Raw genomic sequence first — 18,637 nt, 5'->3', positions numbered from 1 at the left:
ATCCCAGGGACGACGCGATTTCGCGGTAAGCCGGCGTCACACCGCAACCGGTCTCACAAGCCCGGCATCTCGACGCTGAGCGAGGGATGGCCGCCGTCCTTGGACGCCACGTCGCGCAGCGTCACGTAATCGGATTCGACGCCGCATTGACGGATGATCTCGTTCTTCTCCTGACTGCCGATCGAACCCCGAACCGTAACGATCACCTCGCCTTCGCCGCCGTCGACCGGCTGCGCCTGAAGCCCGTACACGGACAGGCATTCGTTATACGCCGTGCGCACCTCCGCAAGTTCGTCGTCGGACACCACGCCATCCTCGAGCACTTCGCGGCCAAGCCCGGTATGCAGGTTGTTCCATGCGTTGAGCAGGTCGTACTTGTCTGGCCCCGTGAATTCCGGGTGCTCACTTCCGGACGATGACTGCGCGTCCGTGCCGTTCGTCGCGTTGTATGGCACGTCGCGCCATGGTTCGGGCAGCAGCATGGCCCAGATGATGGCGCCGACCGCAACGATCACCAGCAACGCAGCGGAGACAATCGCGACGGCCCGTCGCCGCATGTCGGCATTCATGATGGGCTCCCATCGTCATGCTCCGACCGTGCAGGGACGCGCCCATCGGAGCATAAGGCGCCGTTCCGCTCTGTGACCGTCCCCGAATCCGAACGACCGGGTGCATCCCCGTCTGGGCGCGTGGGGATACGCGCGTACAGCACCCAATCGCCGTCCTCGGCGCTGTCGTTGAGCACGCCGCCGAGTCCGGCGATGATGCGACGGTGCATCATGAGCCCGCTGCCGTGCGCGGGGACGCCGGCGCTGAAATCAACGTTGGCATCGGAAACGGCCATCCCCTCGCGACCATCGGGTTCGCCGCCAATATCGGAGCCCACGCCGGCGACGTCAGTGCTTGCGCGGTTCTCGCCACGCCCCCTCGCCTCGCCGTCATCATGTTCGGCGTCGCGCGGCTGCCGCAACGGGTTGGTCTCCATGATTTCGATGGCCGAGCGGCCCAACGTCACCACGCAGCAGTAGTCACCTGTGGCCGGATCGAGATGACGGCTGATGTTCGCCGCGATCTCGCCGATGAGATTGGCGGCCTCCTGGGCCGATTCGGCGGCGCAATCATCCGGAAGCTCGCCACGTATCTCGAAGGTGCCGTGGAATCCGAGGCGAGCCAGACGCTCCCTGCCCGTGTCGACGGCCCGTGCAATCGCCGTGCCGCCCGCAGTATGGCCCGGCATGCCGCCCGACATTCCGCCCGCCGCATCCGTCGCGTCTCCCGTTATGCTCACTCGCCCACGCGACTGGCGCGCTGATTCCCTGACGACTCTCGGTTGCCGCGGTCCCGGTGATTCCGCTGATTCCGGAACCCGTACCGATGCCATCGACTCAGCCGACCCCGCCGATGCCGTCATTCCCGCAGATGCTGTCAGCCCCGACGCCATATCCGAATCCGCCCTCTCACCTGGCCGTGCCGACCCCGCGGATTCCACCGAACCGGCCGGATTCGCCAACTGCTCGGGCGCCACCTCCTCGAGCAGGTCGATGACATGATGGATCTCGTCGAGCACATCAAGCGCCTGCGTGTTGACGAATTCCCAGTCCCGCCGCTCAGTGGCGTGGGTGGGGTCGTCGGGCGTCCGCCGCAGCTGTCGTTGCGCGGTCAGGGCGATGTACGACAGTCCGCCGCTGGCCGAATCGTGGATGCGCGACGCCAGCCGCGTGTTGCGCTTGAGCATATCGGCCTGCCACTGGCGACGCTCCAACGCCATCGCATGGTCGCGCATCTCGTCGCGCTGTCTGCGCCATCGGAAGGACATGCCTCCCATGGTGGCGAGGGTGAACATGCCGATGTAGTTGACCATGCCCACCCATGTGGCGGACACCGCGTTGAACGTGTTGAGCGCCACCGGCACGCATTCGGCGAGCGACACGGTCAGCAGCGCACCGATCGCCACCGGAATCGCACTGTCGTATCCGATGATCGCGAGCGCCAGATATGCGGCCCACAGCGGATTCGGGCCGGACAGGTCGAGCACGAACAGCCGCCCCAGCACCGTGGCGATGATCATCCATCCAGACGTCCGTGGCAGGAACGGCGAGAGGACGATGGCCACCACCGATGCCCCGGAGAACACGAAGTTCAGCGGGTACACCGGTGGGATCGCCGCCCATTCGATAAGCGTGGCCGCAAGGATGAACAGCGCCATGACCACGCGGAACCAGTGCGCGCGCAACCATCGCAACGCGAACGTCGCACCCCTCATGACGCGGCTTCCGTCAGTGCGACGATTGTCGATTCCGTCATGGCCCGCGCCACGGACCGTAGCCCCGGCACGGTCTCCGCCCACTTCCCACGCCCCGGGCAGGCCATCGATTCCGTCGCGATTCCCGCCACGGAATCGATCATGATTCCCGTGCGCCGCGTATCCGGACGCGCCGTTCATCGCTCGTCCTCCGCGGCTCCGGTCCACAACGCCACGGCTTGGCCGCGCGAGGTGACGCCCAGCTTGTGGATGGCGCGGGTGAGATAGGTCTTGGCCGTGGAGACGCTCACCTGCATCTCGCCGGCAATCTGCTCGGTGCCCAGTCCGCGCGAGCACAGGTTCATGGCCTCGGCCTCCCGGTCGGAGAGCAGGAACTGCCGGGGTACGCGCCGTCCGCCGAGTCGCGCGTGGGCCGCCGCCGCGGTGTCGAACCCCTCGCCCCATGTGCCGCCCGCAGCCACAGTGCGTATGGCCCGGATGATCGGCGATTCCACGGATTTGGGCACGATGCCCTGGGCGCCGGCCTCCGCAGCCTTGCCGGCGTATACCGCCAGCGAGAAGGAGGTGACGGCCAAGATCGCCACGCGTGCGGTCTGGATGCGGATGGTGCGGGCGACCACCAGTCCGGACAGTTCGTCCATCGACATGTCGGTGAGCAGCACGTTGGGGCTTTGGACCGTATCCAGGCACCGCGCCACCGCGTCCCGTCCGGAGGTGGTCTTCCATATGACGCGAGCCTCGGGCATGAGCTCGCCGATCGACCGTTCCAGAAAAGCGAGCGAAAACTCGTCGTTGTCCAGCAGTCCGATGGTGACGATGGGACGGATCGTGCGCGATTGGCCGGCGGTTTCCTGTGCATTCGGCTGGTTCACGGATTGTTGATTCACGGATTGCTGGTCCACGGATTGCCGGCCTGCAGGCTGTTGGCCCGCAGGCTGCCGACCCGCGTGCCCATCACGTCCGTTCGAGGGGTCGGCCCATTCCACATCGCGCGATTGCAGTCCATCGTTCCCGGTCATCATGCGTCCCCTCCATGCGGCGACTATGCCACTTCATCTTTCACCGTAGCATTGCTGCACCGCGCCGTGCGAAACATGTTGTCATCCGTCGGACGACATTCATGTCAACATTCCTAACAAACGGTGGATAACCGGGATTCCGTCCACACGTTATCCACAACACGTCAAGCCGCGTCATACTCTCCACATTCGCCGTTCGAGCTTGTGTTCGAACGGCACCGACCCGCACAGTGGAGTCATGACTACTTCAACAGCCGCTCAATGCGCCGATTCCACCGCCACTGCCCTCTCCTCCGCTCCCATCGAACTCATCGCCTCCAACGCCTTCCCCGGCCCCGTCAAACCCTCCGATTCCGTCAAGTCCGCCTACATCCATCCGGACATCACCTGCCCGGACGGCATCCACGAACCTGCCGGATGCGACGCCGGCGCCGTTCCCGATCTTCCCTTCCAGCCCATGCTGGACGCCCCCGACCCGGCGACGATGGCGCCCTTGGACCAACTCGCCGCCGTAATGGGCGACCGGACCCTGACCCCAAAACGATTCGGCCTGTTTGGCGAGCAATACGCAGCCCGTTGGTTGGAATCGCAGGGATGGACCGTACTGTCGCGCAATTGGCACACACGGTATGGCGAACTGGATGTCGTGGCGCTCGCGCCGGGCCGCGTCATCGTGTTCGTGGAGGTGAAGGCGCGTCGCAACGCCCGTTACGGGCCGCCGCAGGAGGCGGTGACGCCCACCAAGCAACGCAATCTCCGGCGTGCGGCGTGCGACTGGCTGATCGACCGGCGCAACCGCATGCCGCACGCGGGCATTCGGTTCGATGTCATCACCATCGTGATGCGCGCGGGACGTCCGCAGGTGCTTCACATCCCCAATGCCTTCTGACCTTCCCCGAAGCGGTTTCGACTCGTCTTCCGTCTCTGTCTTCCCCGCCGTTACGACTCATTACGCCAACCCATTCCAAACCCATTCCACTCCGTTTCCAAACGTTCCGAAAGGAGACATCCATGGCCATCGGCAGCACGCTTTCGATCGGTCTGATAGGACTGCGGGCCTTCATCGTGCAGGTGCAGGCCTTCATCAGCCCGGGACTGCCCTACTTCACCATCATCGGCCTGCCCGATGCCAGCCTGTCCGAGGCGAGGGAACGGGTGAAATCCGCCTGTCACGCCTCCGGCTTCGCCTGGCCGCAGACGCGCGTCACCGTGAACATGAGTCCGGCCGCCACGCCCAAACGAGGGTCCTCGCACGATCTGGCCATCGCGGCGAGCGTGCTGTGCGCGGCCGGCGCCATCGGGCACGACTGTCTCGAGGACACCATCATGCTCGGCGAGGTGAATCTCGACGGTTCCGTGCTGCCCATACACGGATTGCTGCCGATCATGCTGCACGCCGAGGAACGCGGCATCCGCAAGATGATCATCCCCTACCGCAACCTCGAGGAGTCGGCCATGGTGGATGGCCTCGACGTAGTGGGTGTACGACATGTGGGCGAGCTCATCGAACTCATGGGCGGCAAGGCCTCCTACACCATTCCCGATCTGGTCGTCACCGGCGACGAAAGCGCCGACCAGCAGATTCCCGCCGATTCACACACCTGCGGAGACATGAACGAGGTGCTGGGGCAGGAATACGCCAAATGGGCGTTGCAGGTCGCCGCGGCGGGCGGTCACAATCTCATCATGACCGGGCCTCCCGGCGCCGGCAAGACCATGCTGGCATCCCGGCTGCCGGGCATCATGAGCCCGCTGACCGAATCCGAACAGCTGGAGGTGGCCTCGATCCGGTCGCTGTGCGGCACCTTGCCGCAATACGGCATCACGGATGTGCCACCGTTCGAGGCGCCACACCACACCGCCACCACGGCGGCTCTGGTCGGCGGCGGCAGCGGCATCGCCACGCCGGGCGCCATCACCCGTGCGCATCGCGGCATCCTGTTTCTGGACGAGGCGCCGGAGTTCTCCGCAAGGGCGTTGCAGACGTTGCGCGAACCGCTGGAGTCGGGGTATGTGGCGTTGTCGCGGTCCAAGGGAAGCACCTACTATCCGGCACGGTTCCAGCTCATCATGGCCGCGAATCCATGCCCGTGCGGCTACTACTATGGCACCGGCGAGCGCTGTACCTGCCGGGAGAAGGACCGGATGCGGTACTTCTCCCGTCTCGCCGGCCCGGTGCTGGACCGCGTGGACATCCAGCTTGCCGTGCCGCCGGTCTCGCGCATCGCGGCGAGCAACGAACCGTTGGGCGAATCGAGCGCAACGATCCGGGCACGGGTGCTTGAGGCCCGTACTGCGGCACGGCAACGGTTCCGGGAATACGGATGGACCTGCAACGCCCAGGCCTCGGGCAACTGGCTGCACACGCACACCTCGCTCAAGGCGATGGAACTGGTGAACCGGGCCTTGTCCGATCACCGGCTCACGTTGCGCGGCGCCGACCGTGCGATGCGATTGGCGTGGACGCTCGCGGACCTGCGCGGCCGCGTATCCCCCACCGAACAGGATGTCCATCAGGGCATCGAACTGAGAACGAGGATGTCATGACCGGTTCCAACATCGCCAGCAGCACCGAAACCAGCAGCACCGTCGTCACCAGCAGCACCAGCAACACTGGCAATACCAGCAGCGCCAGCGCACATGCCGGCACCGCAACACATGGTGGCACTGGTGTGAATGCCGGTACCAGCACACATGCCGACACCGGTGCGAATGCCAACGTTCCCGTCCAGCATTCCTCGCCACGCCCCGCCGCGATTCCGGCTCCCACCATCGAGGCGCTCTACCGTGCGGCGCTCACCTTCTGCTTGGATGGCACCGATGTGATGATGTACGCCACACTCAAGGGCGCGCCCAGTGCCGAAAGCCTGTGGCATGCCTTGGCGCAATCGCATCCAAGCAATCCCGACAACGTCTCCGGCCCCGCCTTGGGCCGTATCGACCGCATGTTCGTCAACGGCATCACCCGATGGGGCCGTAGCGTTTCGACGGATATGATGGCGTCCTTCCGCACGTCGCTGGCCTCCTGGCACAACCGCATGCGGGACCTACCCTCACAGGACATAATGCAGCTGGCGAACTGGTTCACCGTGGACGGCACGATGTGGCTCATCGGCCCCGACCATCCCTGTTGGCCCCACCAGCTGGCCGATCTGGCCATCCGCTCGGACTGGGCGCCGCCGCTATGCTTGTGGATACGCGGGGACCCGCGAGCGCTGACCAGCTGTCCCAACCCCATCGGCATTGTCGGCTCGCGGGACGTCAACGAATACGGACGCTACGTCGCACACACCATGGCCGAACAGGCCGCGGCGGCCGGGCATCTGGTGGTCTCCGGTGGCGCGATGGGCACGGATGCCGCCGCGCATTGGGGCGCGTTGAACGCGCTGCACGGCCGCAATCCCGCCAATGTGGGCAAAACCGTGGCCGTGTTCGCCGGCGGGCTCAACCATATGGGACCGATGCGCAACCGAACCCTTTTCGAGCGCATTGAGGCGCAGGGCGGCGCGCTCATCAGCGAGCATTGCCCGAACACCATCCCCGAGGCCAGACGTTTCCTGCTGCGCAACCGCATCATCGCCGCACTCTCCTCCACACTGGTGGTGGCGCAGGCCAGACTCCGCTCCGGAGCGCTTAACACCGCCGGTTGGGCATGCGAGCTCATGCGCGAAGTGTATGCGGTGCCGGGCGACATCAACCAGCCCGGCAATGCCGGATGCAACAAGATGATCAGCGACCATCGTGCGATTCTGCTGTGCGCCGCCACATCCACCGAGGACATCTGCCACGAACGCCATCGGCCCATCATGACCGCGTACGCCGGTCCGCCGGGAACGCTGTCGAAGGCCGGTTCCGCGAGTCAGCCCATACACGAGACGGCACAATCCGCGGCTTCCAACGACGCATCCTTGCCCGCCGAAGAGGAGACCGCAACCGGAACAGCCGCCGAAGGCGCCGCATCCCCGACCTCTCCGACTCGAGCCGCGGACCATCGCCCAAGCCGTTCCGCACCTCCCGGTCGGCCGTCCAATACCCGCGCCATGAAACCGGCGTCCGGCGGCATGCCCTCATCGGCGAAGCAACGCATGCCGGACATCGCACCGCATGGATCCCGCACCGCCTCCGACGCATCCGAGGCACGTCGCTCCCCGACCGATGGCAACCAACCGACGCTGATGCAGACAACGTTGATGCAGACGACGCTCCAATCGAATCCGATCAGCCGGTACGATGACGGCCCAGTTGGCGACCATTGCCATCAGGACGCCCATGCCGGCACCTCAACACGACGCATGCCCGATCTGCGTGCCCCATCCAAGTCGCAGGAGGACGCGGAGCCGCGCATCGACCCGAACACGTTACCGGAACCGCAGCGGGAGATGGTGGGGCTTATCCGTGAATGCCGCAGAAGGCATCTCATCGTCACCCCGGACGCCCTGTTGCGTGTGGCGCGAGAACTGCATAACGACGAGATTCCGAATATCGGCACCGTGCTTGAGCTGCTCGGCGCCCTTGAACTCAAGGGGGTGGTCACGCGGCAGGCGGACGGCGTGATGCTGAGCGACCGCGTGCGGTGATGGCGGGCACGTCGCACTGACCGGCGGGTGTGCGAGAATCAACACCATGAGTCCGAAACGTTTGGAAGATATGTACGATGCGGTGATCGTGGGCGCCGGCGCGGCCGGCTTGTCGGCGGCGTTGGGATTGCTGCGATCCCCTGAAATCGGCGACCTCAGGGAGCAGGGCGTGGACCCGAAGATCCTGGTGGTCTCCAAGCTGCAGCCGCTGCGCTCGCACACCGGTTCCGCGGAGGGCGGCATCGCGGCGAGCCTGGGCAATGTGGAATCCGACGACTGGCATTGGCATTACTACGACACCATCAAGGGCGGCGACTGGCTTGTCGATCAGGATGCGGCCAAGCTGCTCGCCGAATACGCGCCGGAGACCGTGATCAATCTGGAGCGGCAGGGCGTGGCGTTCTCCCGTACCGAGGATGGTCATATCGCCCAGCGTCGTTTCGGCGGTCATACCCGTGATTTCGGCGGCGAGCCGGTCAAGCGTGCCGCCTACGCGGCCGACCGTATCGGTCATCAGATTCTGCACACCTTATGGCAGCAGTGTGTGGCACAGGGCGTCGAATTCGCCGAGGAGTGGTACGTGACCGATCTGGTGCTGGCGAACGAGGCCGACTCGGCCGCCGACCCTTATCGATTCGTCGCGAACGGCACCGACAACGCAGGCAACTCGGAAGACGCTGGCAACGGCGCGTCCGCCTCAAATCAAGCTGCGCCGCTTCATGCGGACGGTCGGGGCGGTCGTGTGGCCGGCATCGTGGCGATGGACACCCATACCGGCAAGATCCAGGCCATTCATGCACGCAACGTGCTTATCGCCACCGGCGGTGCGGGCCGACTGTTCCATACCACGTCCAACTCGTGGGACCTGACCGGTGACGGCATGGCGCTGGCCCTGGCGTCCGGGCTGCAGCTCGAGGACATCGAATTCGTGCAGTTCCATCCCACCGGTCTGGCCCATACCGGCATCCTGCTCTCCGAAGCGGCCCGTGCCGAGGGCGGCATTCTGAGGAACGCCGATGGTGAGGCGTTCATGGAGCGCTATGCTCCGGAACACCGGGATCTGGCGGCACGAGACGTGGTATCCCGTTCCATCATGGCGGAGATCGATGCGGGTCGCGGCGTCGCCGATCCGAAGGACCCGGATGGGCCGAAGGACTGCGTCTGGCTCGATATGACCGGTATCGAAACGCAGCATATGCGTGAGACGCTGCCTCAGGTGGTGGAGACCATCGAACAATATGCGAATCTCGACCCGGCCAAGGACTGGGTGCCGATCAAGCCCACCGCGCATTACACGATGGGCGGCATCCCCGTCACCACGGAGGGAGAGGTGTACCGGTGGGCCACGCAGAACGGGCAGAGCCCGACGGCAGCCGGCACGGAACACACCAGCCCGGAGCACACCAGCCCGGAACACACCGGCAATGGCAATACCGGTAACGGCAATGCCGACAACAACGGAGCCGACGACGTAATTGCCCCCGCCCAGACCACCGGTCGTCGCGTGATCGTCGAAGGACTGTTCGCCGCCGGCGAATGCTCCTGCGTCTCCGTGCATGGCGCGAACCGTCTCGGTGGCAACTCGCTGCTTGACGCATGCCTGTTCGGCACGCGAGCCGGCCATGCCCTGGCCGCACGCATCGCGGAGAATCCGGTGGACTCCCCCATGGCCGACGAATCCAGCGAGGAAGCCGACGAACCGCTGATCGCCGCCGTGGACAAGGCCGCAAGCGACCGTACGTCCGAGCTGAACGCCTTGCTTGCAGGCCCCGATGCGGCCATCGACGGCGAGCCGGCCCCGGACGAGGCCGAAACACCGTCGGACGGGAATTCCGGCACCTCGGCAGCGACCGGGGAGGCACTCGATAACCCCTACGCGCTCATGGCCCGACTGGGCACGATCATGGACCGTGCGCTGGCCGTGCGCTGCAGCCGTGACACCATTGAAACGGCGAAGCAGCAGATCGCGGAAGTCATCGCACCGGCTGCGGCGGCCCTGCGCGCGCACGACAAGACCGCCGCGTTCAATCAGGAGGTCACCGCGATTTGGGAGGCACGGCATCTCCTGCTTCTCGCACAAGCCATGCTCGATGCCAGCAACGCCCGCGAGGAATCCCGCGGTTCCCTGCAGAGGCTGGACCATCCCGGACGCAACGACGAGCGGTTCCTGGCGCACTCCATGACCCGGATCACCCCGTCGAACGGCGCCGATGCGGCATCCACCAGCCAAACGTGGCAACCGGTGCATATCGCCGATTACCCGCCCCAGAGCCGCGCATACTGAATCCCGCAATCGAGCGATCGCTCGGGCCTACAGTGGTCTTTCCGGAGTCTCCCCAATCGAAGGCCAACTTATTGTGCCGCACGCCTAGGGCTTGTGGCACAATAAGTTGGCTGAATATCGACGTCATGGAGGCAGATGATGGCTGAGGCGAACTACACGACCGTCACGTTGCAGGTGCATCGTTTCACGCCGCGCGCCGAGCGTGCGGAACGTGCTCGCGGAGGTAGCCCGTTCGCCCGGAAAAGCTCACCATTCGGCGGCGGAGCCGATGCCTCCGCACGTCGTCGTCCGCGCGGCAAGCAGTGGGTGCAGGAGTACACCATTCCCGCCCGTCCCGAAGATACGGTTCTGGATTGCCTGATGACCATCAAGCGCACGGTGGACCCCACGCTGGCGTTCCGCTATTCGTGCGGCCACGGCATGTGCGGCTCCGACGCCGTATCCATCAACGGCACGCCGACCCTGTTGTGCACCGCCTCCGTCCGCGACTGGGCGAAGCAGCCCAGCGCCCTGCCACAGGTCGATGACGAGGGCTTCCGCCATATCGGCTCCGAACGGGCCGTTCCCGCCGAATCTGAAGCGACGGCTACAGGCGCGCTCTCCATCGACGGCGCCGACCGTACTGATGCCAATGCCAAGAACGCCACCGATGCCGCCGCCGCGACCAGTGCCGTGTCGAACACCCAAGCGGCCTCCGGCTCCCTCGGCGTCATCGAGCTCGCTCCCCTGCCCGGCTTCCCTCCGCAGCGCGACCTCATCGCGGACATCGACCCGATGCTGAATCAGATCAGAAAGCTCACCCCCTACCTGCAGGCCGATGGCGTGCTGGCCACCACGTCCGAAGGCAAAGTGGATGTGTTCGAATACCTGCAGCATCCGGATCAGCTGGCCAAGTATGAGACGCTGAGCAACTGCATCGCGTGCGGCGTATGCGAAGGCTCCTGCCCGGTGTTCGCCGGCGGCGACGCGTTCATCGGCCCTGCCGCACTGGTCTGGTCCTCCCGCTTCATCAACGATTCGCGCGACACCAAGGCCATGGCCCGCATGGATGCCATCGACACCGCGGACGGCGTGGCGGCCTGCCAGTCCGTACGCGCCTGCTCCCGTCACTGCCCGCGCGGCATCGATGTCGGCGAGGAGATGTGGCAGATCGTGGCCAAGGTACGCGAACGCTGAACGCCGCAGCGTACGCAGACGGCAAAACAGCCGGATGACGGCACGCATCGCGGCACACGCGCCCAGACCTGAGACGAAGCCGGCTGGACGATACGAGAAGGAATCGAAGATCATGGACAAGACGCAATACACGAATCTCGCCAAGGCTTGGGAATTCACCGAGGAGCATGCCCGGGAGCTCGAGCCGGACACCATCGCCGACGCCCGCGCCACAGCCGATCAGGCCGGGCAGCTTCAAGGACCGGCCGCCCAGGCGCGACTGCTGGGTCTTCTGGTACAGCTCACCGGCGCGTCGTCGGTGATTGCGGTGGGCACCGGCTCTCTGGTGGAGACGCTGCAGCTGATGCATGCGCTGAACGGTGCCGGCCAGCTGACGGCCGTGGACTCCTCCGCGCAGGGAATCATGCTGATTCGCAAGGCGTTCACGGCCTTGCAGGACGTCACCGACACCTCACTGCGAGCGGTGAACGCGCCGACCAGCGTGTTTCTGCCGCGACTGAACGCCCATGACTACGATCTCATCGTCGTGGCGGGCGACCCGGAGAACTACGCCTCCACATTCGCCCAGGCATCGCGTTTGCTGCGTGAGCATGGCGCCATCGTCTTCACCGATGTGCTGGCGCTGGCCTCCGAACAGGGAGGCGTGCTCAATGCAGCCGACCGCAGCGATAAGACGGTGGCCATGCGCGAGCTCATCGCCACCGTTGAACAGGACGAGGGCTTCACCTCCACCCTCACGCCGGACGGCACCGGCATGCTGATTGCCGTCAAGCAGTGATTGGGCTGCGCGATCTAATGATCTGAGATCGCAACCCGACAACGGCCGAGGTGCCAGCCACAACAGACCGACGACACGCACGAAACTTGGTCTTGCACGGAAAAGCGCCGGTACAGTTTGTTGCGGAATAGTTGCGGAATAACCGCGCCGATGAGGTCAGAGCGAGGTCAGAGTCCCTTAGTGACGAGCTTCACGGCCTCGTCGGGATCGTCGGTCAGCGTGACCAGATGCGGATCGATGGCGGAGATCATGCCATGATCCGAGACCGGGCCGTTAAGCCAGTCAAACAGGCCCTGCCAATACTCTTCGCCGTACAAAACGACCGGCATGTTGGCGACCTTGTGGGTCTGCACGAGGGTCAATAATTCGAACATCTCGTCCAGCGTGCCGAAGCCTCCCGGGCATACGATCACACCGGAGGCGTACTTGACGAACATGGTCTTGCGGACGAAGAAGTACCGGAAGCTCATGCCAAGATTCACCCACTGGTTAAGTCCCTGCTCATGCGGCAGCTCGATACCGAGTCCCACCGACTTGCCGCCCGCGAGCGCCGCTCCCCTGTTCGCGGCCTCCATGACGCCCGGCCCGCCGCCGGTGATGACGGCAATGTTGCGCTTGGCGATCTGACTGCCCATGCGACGGGCGGCCTTGTACACGGGATCGGTACGCGGGGTGCGCGCCGAACCGAAAATCGCGACCGCAGGCCCCAGCTCGGCAAGCGCGCCGAACCCGTCCACGAACTCCGATTGAATGCGCAGCACGCGCCACGGATCCATATGCAGCCAATCGGTATCCGCGTCGGGTTTCAGAAGATTGGCGGTGGTGTTGTCCTTGGGAATCATCTGACCGCGCAGAATCACCGGACCGCGATGATAGGTGTCGCCAAGCGGCGAGGCGTCCTCCAGATCGACCGGCTCCACAGGCGCGGTCACCGCATTCGAAGCATCCGCGGCATCTGAAGCATCCGCGGCCGCCGAAGCATCACCCTGCGTATCCGTCCCGTCAGCGGTAGCGGTCCCGGCAACAGACCCGGCAGCCTCGTCTCCAGCCGCAGCATCCGTCATCTCTTCCGCCTCAGCCGTCATCGCCTCCGCAGACGTGGACAAAGCCGGCTCCCCGTCATGCTTGTGCTTCTTCGGATGCTTCCGCGACGTCGTCTCGTTCGTCTCGTTCAGTGCCTCTTCGGTGTCCTTCCCGGCTTCGGCTTTCTTGGCCTTCTTCTGCTTCTTGGCCATCTGATTATCTCCTTGATCGTATTGGATGCGCGTCCGCTCTGCTCGGCCTGCCGCTGGCGCTTGGCCCTCATTTCGGCGATCTCCTCGGGGGTGAACGCATCCATGGTCACGCTCTGTGTGCCATCGGCCAGCGTACCAGCATGCTCCTCGATCACATGACCGGTATCCGTCTCATGGTCCGATCCCTGTCCGCGAACCGCCTTGGCGGATGTCTCCAGAGCGAATCGCTTCGACTGACGGCTCAGCAGGATACCGGCAATCAACGCGGAAATCAGCGATCCAACCAGCACGCCGAACCGGGCCTCCGCCGAAAGCTCCGCGTTGCTGTACGCCAGCGATGCGATGAGGAAGGACACGGTGAAGCCGATGCCGCAGGCGCACGCGGTGGGGATCATGTCCCGCACCTTCAGCCCCTTCGGCATATTGAGTCCACCCAGATGGGTCGCCACCCAGGCGGTGGCGATGATGCCGAGCGGCTTGCCGACGACCAGCGCCACGATGAGTGCGATGACCACCGGCGAGAGCATGAGTTCGGGCGTCAGCTCGGCGAAGTGCACACCGGTGGCGAACAGGGCGAAGATCGGCAGCGCGAGCAGCGCGGAGAACGGCTGCAGCTTGGAGGCGTACCGTTCGGCGCGAGGCGTGGCCTCGCCGTGCATCTCGCGGGAGGGGGTGAACAAGCCGACCAGCACACCGGCGAGCGTGGGATGCACGCCGGCCTCGAACATCATCACCCACGCGAGGATGCCGACGACGCCCACCGCGATCCAGGGCACGCGCTTCATACGCACCAGCACCGTCCAGACGGCCGTGCACGCCGCGATGCCCAGGAACCAGTACCAATCGTTGAGGGAGGAGAAGAACACGGCGATCAGAATGATGGCCAGCAGATCGTCCACGGTGGCGAGGGTCATGAGGAACGCGCGGATCGAACCGGGCAGTCCTTTGGCGAACAAGGCGAGCACGGCCAGCGAGAACGCGATGTCCGTGGCCGTGGGCACCGCCCAGCCATGGGCCATCTCACCGAACGGGACTATGCTCCCCGTGCTGGGGAGCACCACATTGCCCACACCTCCCGGACCGTATTGCGAGAACAGCGCGGCCACGATCACGAACAGTATCGGGGGCATGAGCATGCCGCCCGCCGCGCACAGCATCGGCACGGCCGCAGCCTTGGGATTGGCCAATGAACCGGTGGTGAGCTCTTGTTTGAGCTCAAGTCCGACGGTCAGGAAGAAGATGGTGAGCAGGCCGTCCTGCGCCCAATGCCCAATCGGCAGATCGATGTTGGTGTAGGGGATGCCGATCTGCGTCTCCGCGATGGACTCGAAGAGATGGTAGGTCATCGGCAGGTTGGCCGCCACCAGGCCGACCAATGCGAACCCGAGCATAATCAGACCCGACACACGGTCGGATGCGGCAAGTCTGCGAATTGCGGCCCATGGCCCTTGCTTCACCACGCTGTTCGCCATCATCCGCTCCTTGTCTCTCGGCTCTCCCGATTCCTACTGTTCTTCCTATCAGACGGTTCCGTCATCGACCGTGCACATGGTCCGCCGTTTGTGCAATCTCACCTCTCGCGACGTGCACCCATAACCGGAGTCGGACCGTCACACACACCGTCCATACTACGAAATATCCACGGACGTTCCGCCACTGGCTAAGCCGGCGATGCCGCAGACGTGCCTTATCCAGTGTCCTGTGACAATTCGTTGATTTTCTTTTGGCGCCCTTGTCAGAGGAGCTGGCCAGCAAAAGCGGAACTGAGGGCTGGTCACTTTCGCCGACGAATTTCTGGCGTAGGACATGGAGTGGCATCAGCGGACTTCCGGCAAAGATACCGGATTGTCCGCGGGCCCAAATAGCCGTTCGCGGGACCGGGGCAATCGTCCGGTGCCCGCGAGTCAGCGGCGGGATGCCAGCGCCTGCCCCAGACGGGTCAGGACACGCTCGAGCATTGCGGTCGGACACGCCAGATTGACGCGCTCGAAGTAGTCACCGGAATGGCCGAACAGGGAGCCTTCATCGAACCAGACGCGGCCCTTCTCGCGCAGGAACGTGCGCAACGCCTCCGGCGAGGCGAACCCGAGCCCTCTGCAATCGATCCACGCCAGATACGTGCCCTCGGGCTCGATCAGGCGAATGCCGTCCGTGTGTTCTGCGAACTCGCGAACGAGCCCGAGGTTGCGTTCCAGTACAATCATCAGTTCATCCAACCATTCTGCGGCGTGGTTGTATGCGGCCTGGCAGGCTACCAGACCGAAGTGGCTCACGGTCAGTCCGCCGATGTTCTCGGCCGCGATGTCAAAGCGGCGCTTGAGATCGCAGTTGGGGATGATGACGTTGGAGCACAGCAGACCGGCCAGATTGAAGGTCTTGGTCGGCGCGGTGAATTCGAATACATTGGCGGCGTACTCCTCCCCCAACGCGGAGAACATCGTGACCTGATGGCCGGGGTAGGCGAAATCGGCGTGGATTTCGTCACATAGGACGATCACACCGTGCTTCAGACAGATGTCGCCGATGCGCCGCAACTCGTCGGCGGTCCAGACACGGCCGACCGGATTGTGCGGATTGCACAGAATCATCGCGGTCGTGCGCGGATCGGAGGCTTTGGACTCCAAGTCGTCGAAATCGATGGCGTATCGTCCGGCCGCCTCGTCCAGGAACAGTTCGTTGTCGAGGATGGTCAGGCCGTTGCGTTCGGCGGCGTACGTGAACGGGTAGTAGACGGGCCGCTGGATGATGACCTTGTCGCCGGGGTGCGTGACGGCGCGCAGAGCCGTGTTGATGGCCGGCATGACGCCGTCGGACAGGCTCACCCAGGACGGGTCCATGTCGAAACCGTGACGACGCGACATCCAACCGGTGAGGGCCGCGAAATAGTCGTCGGTGGCGTAGTCGTAGCCGAACACATCGTTGGCGGCGGACGTGACCAAGGCCTCGACGATTTCGGGCGCGGGCTTGAACTCCATGTCCGCCACGGACAGAGGCACCACATCGCGGCTGTCGGGACCCATCTCCTCCTCGATTTCATGCCATTTGATGGACGTCGAACCGTGCCGTTCCAGAATGGAATCGAAATCGTATCGGATCTGCTGCGCCTGCGTCATCACGTTCCTCTCACTCCCAGAGAAACAACCCGGACCATCGTAATGGCGGATTGTGACGAATGACGGCGAATTTCCGTGACGAATAACGATGAATCTCTCCCCACCCGTCTTTCGACGGAAGCTCCCGCATCAGAGGAAGTCAGAACCACTGGATCGCCGTCGAAAATGGACCAATATTGAAAAACCTCGGAAGCATTTCGCCACCGAGGCTTATCGTGCGCCGGACAGGATTCGAACCTGCGACCTGCTGATCCGTAGTCAGCTGCTCTAATCCGCTGGGCTACCGGCGCATACCACTGTTGTCCCCGTGGTTCGGGAGTGCGCCAGACAGGATTCGAACCTGCGACCTGCTGATCCGTAGTCAGCTGCTCTAATCCGCTGGGCTACTGGCGCATGTTGTCGTTCAAACAACTCGATATATAATACACGTACGAACCGACTATGCAACTTGAGTCGTCATTCGGCGTGTCTCGTTGAAATCATGCGGTTTTTCGCTGTTCACCATATGACTCGTACGTCGGCTCACGCAGTAATTTCGGACTGCTGGCCCCCTCCACGGACGCGCGGTCCACAATCACCTGCCGCACATCGTCGAGGCTGGGCAACTGGAACATGGTGTCCTGCAAGGTGCGTTCGATGATCGAGCGCAGTCCGCGTGCCCCAATGCCCTGAGAGATGGCCGTATCGGCGATGGCCCGTATGGCCTGTTCGGTGAACTGAAGGTCGACGCCGTCCACGGCGAACAACTTGCGGTACTGCTTGACCAACGCGTTGGCCGGCTGCGTCAGAATCGCGCTCAGATCGTCCACGGTCAGCTCCTTGAGGACGCTGATGACGGGCAGACGCCCGATGAATTCAGGCAGCAAACCGAATTCGGCCAGATCGTCCGCATTGACCTGCTCCAGCAGTTCGTCGTCCTTGAGATCGGCGTCATGCCAGTTCACGCCGAACCCGCTTTCCCGTCGTCCAAGTCGCCTACGCACAATGTCGGTAAGCCCCACGAACGCCCCACCGCACACGAACAGGATGTCGCGCGTGTCCATCTGCACGGTCTCCTGCTCCTTGTGCTTGCGGGTGCCCTCCAGAGGCACGGCGGCGATGGTCCCCTCGAGAATCTTCAGCAGCGCCTGCTGCACGCCCTCGCCGGACACGTCGCGGGTGATGGAGGTGTTTTCGCCGGATTTGCGCGCGATCTTGTCTATCTCGTCGATGTAGACAATGCCGTGTTGGGCGCGCGCGACATCACCGTCGGCGGCCTGCAGAAGCCGTTGGAGCACGGTCTCCACGTCGTCGCCCACGTATCCCGCCTCGGTGAGGGTGGTGGCGTCCGTGATGACGAATGGCACGTTCATCACGCGGGCCAGCGACTGGGCGAGATAGGTCTTGCCCACGCCGGTGGGCCCGAGCAGCAGGATGTTCGACTTGGCAACCTCGACGTCGGCCAAGGAGTCGTTCCGCCGCCGAGAGGCCGCACGCGCGCGCCGATGCCGCGAGACGGTGCCTTGGCCATAGGAGGACGGCACAGATGACGGAACGCTTCCAGATTCGCCGCTGATACCGCCAACGAATCCGTCAAGTCCGCCACCGGCTCCGCCCGCTTCCCCGAAAATCTCCTGATCCGCGGACGACATGGCGTCGCCGCCAGCACGCCGACCGCCCTCCAGACGCTCGGCACCTTCACGCAGTTCCATGTTGACGCGTTTGTAGTGGTTGTACACGGCCACGGACAGGGCCCGCTTGGCATCCTCCTGCCCGACCACGTACCGGTTGAGATACTCGAAGATCTGAACGGGCTTGGGCAGCACGAGCGTATTGACTTCGGCGTCCTTGGCCCGTTCTTCGGAGATGATCTCGACGCACAGCTGAATGCATTCGTCGCAGATGGAGGCGTTGGGACCGGCCACCAACTTCTTCACCTGACGTTCGGTCTTGTTGCAGAACGTGCAACGGGGAATCTCCTCGTTGTAGCTGACCACCCGTCCCATGGCATCTCCTTTGCCTGTTGCCTCGCTGCGCGACCGTTTTCCCGATGCACCCGTCCTGCCGAACATTGCCGGAATGGATGCATTCGGCCAATCCGCTGAATCGCCGGTTCCGCGGAATCGCCGAATCGCCTATTCCCCTACCAGCCGTAAACAACGAACCACCGGCAGACAGGGAGCGGCCCGGAAAAGACCTTTAGATGACACCAT

General features: G+C 64.2%; 11 protein-coding genes, 2 tRNA genes and 3 pseudogenes. 7 read left to right on the top strand and 9 right to left on the bottom strand.

Annotation, left to right across the window (positions count from 1 at the left end; translation table 11 throughout):
- Positions 1-53 precede the first annotated feature (53 nt).
- From BMYO_RS09870 to BMYO_RS09860, 3 genes are all read right to left on the bottom strand, one after another.
- Positions 54-569 carry a hypothetical protein gene (locus BMYO_RS09870; protein WP_094668293.1) on the bottom strand — a complete coding sequence of 172 codons (516 nt, stop codon included), beginning with the start codon at positions 567-569 and terminating at the stop codon, positions 54-56.
- Positions 566-2,263: a sensor histidine kinase gene (locus BMYO_RS09865; protein WP_094668292.1), complete on the bottom strand. Its 1,698-nt coding sequence runs from the start codon at positions 2,261-2,263 to the stop codon at positions 566-568. The genes BMYO_RS09870 and BMYO_RS09865 overlap by 4 nt, the downstream gene beginning before the upstream one ends.
- Before the next feature lie 176 nt (positions 2,264-2,439).
- Entirely contained in the window at positions 2,440-3,285 is an 846-nt protein-coding gene (locus BMYO_RS09860; RefSeq protein WP_094668291.1) for a response regulator transcription factor, read from the bottom strand.
- Positions 3,286-3,739: 454 nt separating this feature from the next.
- Between BMYO_RS09860 and BMYO_RS09855 the strand changes: the two genes are divergently transcribed.
- The 7 genes and pseudogenes from BMYO_RS09855 (at position 3,740) to BMYO_RS09830 (ending at position 12,097) form a co-directional block, all read left to right on the top strand.
- The gene (locus BMYO_RS09855; protein ID WP_094668328.1) at positions 3,740-4,171 is read left to right on the top strand and encodes a YraN family protein; all 432 of its coding nucleotides are present in this window, start codon (positions 3,740-3,742) and stop codon (positions 4,169-4,171) included.
- Positions 4,172-4,293: 122 nt separating this feature from the next.
- Positions 4,294-5,829: a YifB family Mg chelatase-like AAA ATPase gene (locus tag BMYO_RS09850; RefSeq protein ID WP_094668290.1), complete on the top strand. Its 1,536-nt coding sequence runs from the start codon at positions 4,294-4,296 to the stop codon at positions 5,827-5,829.
- Positions 5,830-6,107: 278 nt separating this feature from the next.
- Positions 6,108-7,859: a DNA-processing protein DprA gene (locus BMYO_RS12650; protein ID WP_420807311.1), complete on the top strand. Its 1,752-nt coding sequence runs from the start codon at positions 6,108-6,110 to the stop codon at positions 7,857-7,859.
- A gap of 46 nt (positions 7,860-7,905) precedes the next feature.
- Positions 7,906-9,201: pseudogene (locus tag BMYO_RS12475) on the top strand (FAD-binding protein); the annotation flags it as partial.
- Positions 9,202-9,351: 150 nt separating this feature from the next.
- Positions 9,352-10,143 (top strand): annotated as a pseudogene (locus tag BMYO_RS12470) (FAD-binding protein); the annotation flags it as partial.
- Positions 10,144-10,281: 138 nt separating this feature from the next.
- Positions 10,282-11,319 (top strand): succinate dehydrogenase/fumarate reductase iron-sulfur subunit, encoded by a 1,038-nt coding sequence (locus BMYO_RS09835; protein WP_094668327.1) that lies wholly within the window; start codon positions 10,282-10,284, stop codon positions 11,317-11,319.
- Positions 11,320-11,431: 112 nt separating this feature from the next.
- Positions 11,432-12,097, top strand: coding sequence for an O-methyltransferase (locus tag BMYO_RS09830; RefSeq protein WP_094668288.1), 666 nt, complete (start codon positions 11,432-11,434; stop codon positions 12,095-12,097).
- 167 nt (positions 12,098-12,264) lie between these two features.
- Here the strand turns inward: BMYO_RS09830 and BMYO_RS09825 are convergent, their stop codons facing one another.
- The 6 genes and pseudogenes from BMYO_RS09825 to clpX all read right to left on the bottom strand — a co-directional run bounded on the left by BMYO_RS09825 (position 12,265) and on the right by clpX (position 18,430).
- On the bottom strand, positions 12,265-13,182 hold the full coding sequence (locus BMYO_RS09825) for an LOG family protein (RefSeq protein WP_233428255.1): 918 nt from the start codon (positions 13,180-13,182) through the stop codon (positions 12,265-12,267).
- Positions 13,183-13,412: 230 nt separating this feature from the next.
- A pseudogene (locus BMYO_RS09820) lies at positions 13,413-14,807 on the bottom strand (Na+/H+ antiporter NhaA); the annotation flags it as partial.
- A 429-nt stretch (positions 14,808-15,236) separates the two neighbouring features.
- Positions 15,237-16,445 (bottom strand): MalY/PatB family protein, encoded by a 1,209-nt coding sequence (locus tag BMYO_RS09815; RefSeq protein ID WP_094668286.1) that lies wholly within the window; start codon positions 16,443-16,445, stop codon positions 15,237-15,239.
- A gap of 216 nt (positions 16,446-16,661) precedes the next feature.
- Positions 16,662-16,735, bottom strand: a tRNA-Arg gene (locus tag BMYO_RS09810).
- A 29-nt stretch (positions 16,736-16,764) separates the two neighbouring features.
- Positions 16,765-16,838: transfer RNA gene (locus tag BMYO_RS09805), tRNA-Arg, on the bottom strand.
- Positions 16,839-16,924: 86 nt separating this feature from the next.
- Positions 16,925-18,430 carry an ATP-dependent Clp protease ATP-binding subunit ClpX gene (clpX, locus tag BMYO_RS09800; RefSeq protein ID WP_094668285.1) on the bottom strand — a complete coding sequence of 502 codons (1,506 nt, stop codon included), beginning with the start codon at positions 18,428-18,430 and terminating at the stop codon, positions 16,925-16,927.
- Positions 18,431-18,637 lie beyond the last annotated feature (207 nt).

Source organism: Bifidobacterium myosotis (assembly GCF_002259745.1).
Taxonomy (GTDB): Bacteria; Actinomycetota; Actinomycetes; order Actinomycetales; family Bifidobacteriaceae; genus Bifidobacterium; species Bifidobacterium myosotis.
This window is presented reverse-complemented; position numbering and strand designations above follow the sequence as displayed.

Bases quoted from the DNA above. Each gene is read 5' to 3' on its own strand.
- BMYO_RS09870 (WP_094668293.1), bottom strand. From the start codon at position 569: ATGAATGCCGACATGCGGCGACGGGCCGTCGCGATTGTCTCCGCTGCG.
- BMYO_RS09830 (WP_094668288.1), top strand. From the start codon at position 11,432: ATGGACAAGACGCAATACACGAATCTCGCCAAGGCTTGGGAATTCACC.
- BMYO_RS09825 (WP_233428255.1), bottom strand. From the start codon at position 13,182: ATGACGGCTGAGGCGGAAGAGATGACGGATGCTGCGGCTGGAGACGAG.
- BMYO_RS09860 (WP_094668291.1), bottom strand. From the start codon at position 3,285: ATGATGACCGGGAACGATGGACTGCAATCGCGCGATGTGGAATGGGCC.
- BMYO_RS09855 (WP_094668328.1), top strand. From the start codon at position 3,740: ATGCTGGACGCCCCCGACCCGGCGACGATGGCGCCCTTGGACCAACTC.
- BMYO_RS12650 (WP_420807311.1), top strand. From the start codon at position 6,108: ATGATGTACGCCACACTCAAGGGCGCGCCCAGTGCCGAAAGCCTGTGG.
- BMYO_RS09865 (WP_094668292.1), bottom strand. From the start codon at position 2,263: ATGAGGGGTGCGACGTTCGCGTTGCGATGGTTGCGCGCGCACTGGTTC.
- BMYO_RS09835 (WP_094668327.1), top strand. From the start codon at position 10,282: ATGGCTGAGGCGAACTACACGACCGTCACGTTGCAGGTGCATCGTTTC.
- clpX (WP_094668285.1), bottom strand. From the start codon at position 18,430: ATGGGACGGGTGGTCAGCTACAACGAGGAGATTCCCCGTTGCACGTTC.
- BMYO_RS09850 (WP_094668290.1), top strand. From the start codon at position 4,294: ATGGCCATCGGCAGCACGCTTTCGATCGGTCTGATAGGACTGCGGGCC.
- BMYO_RS09815 (WP_094668286.1), bottom strand. From the start codon at position 16,445: ATGACGCAGGCGCAGCAGATCCGATACGATTTCGATTCCATTCTGGAA.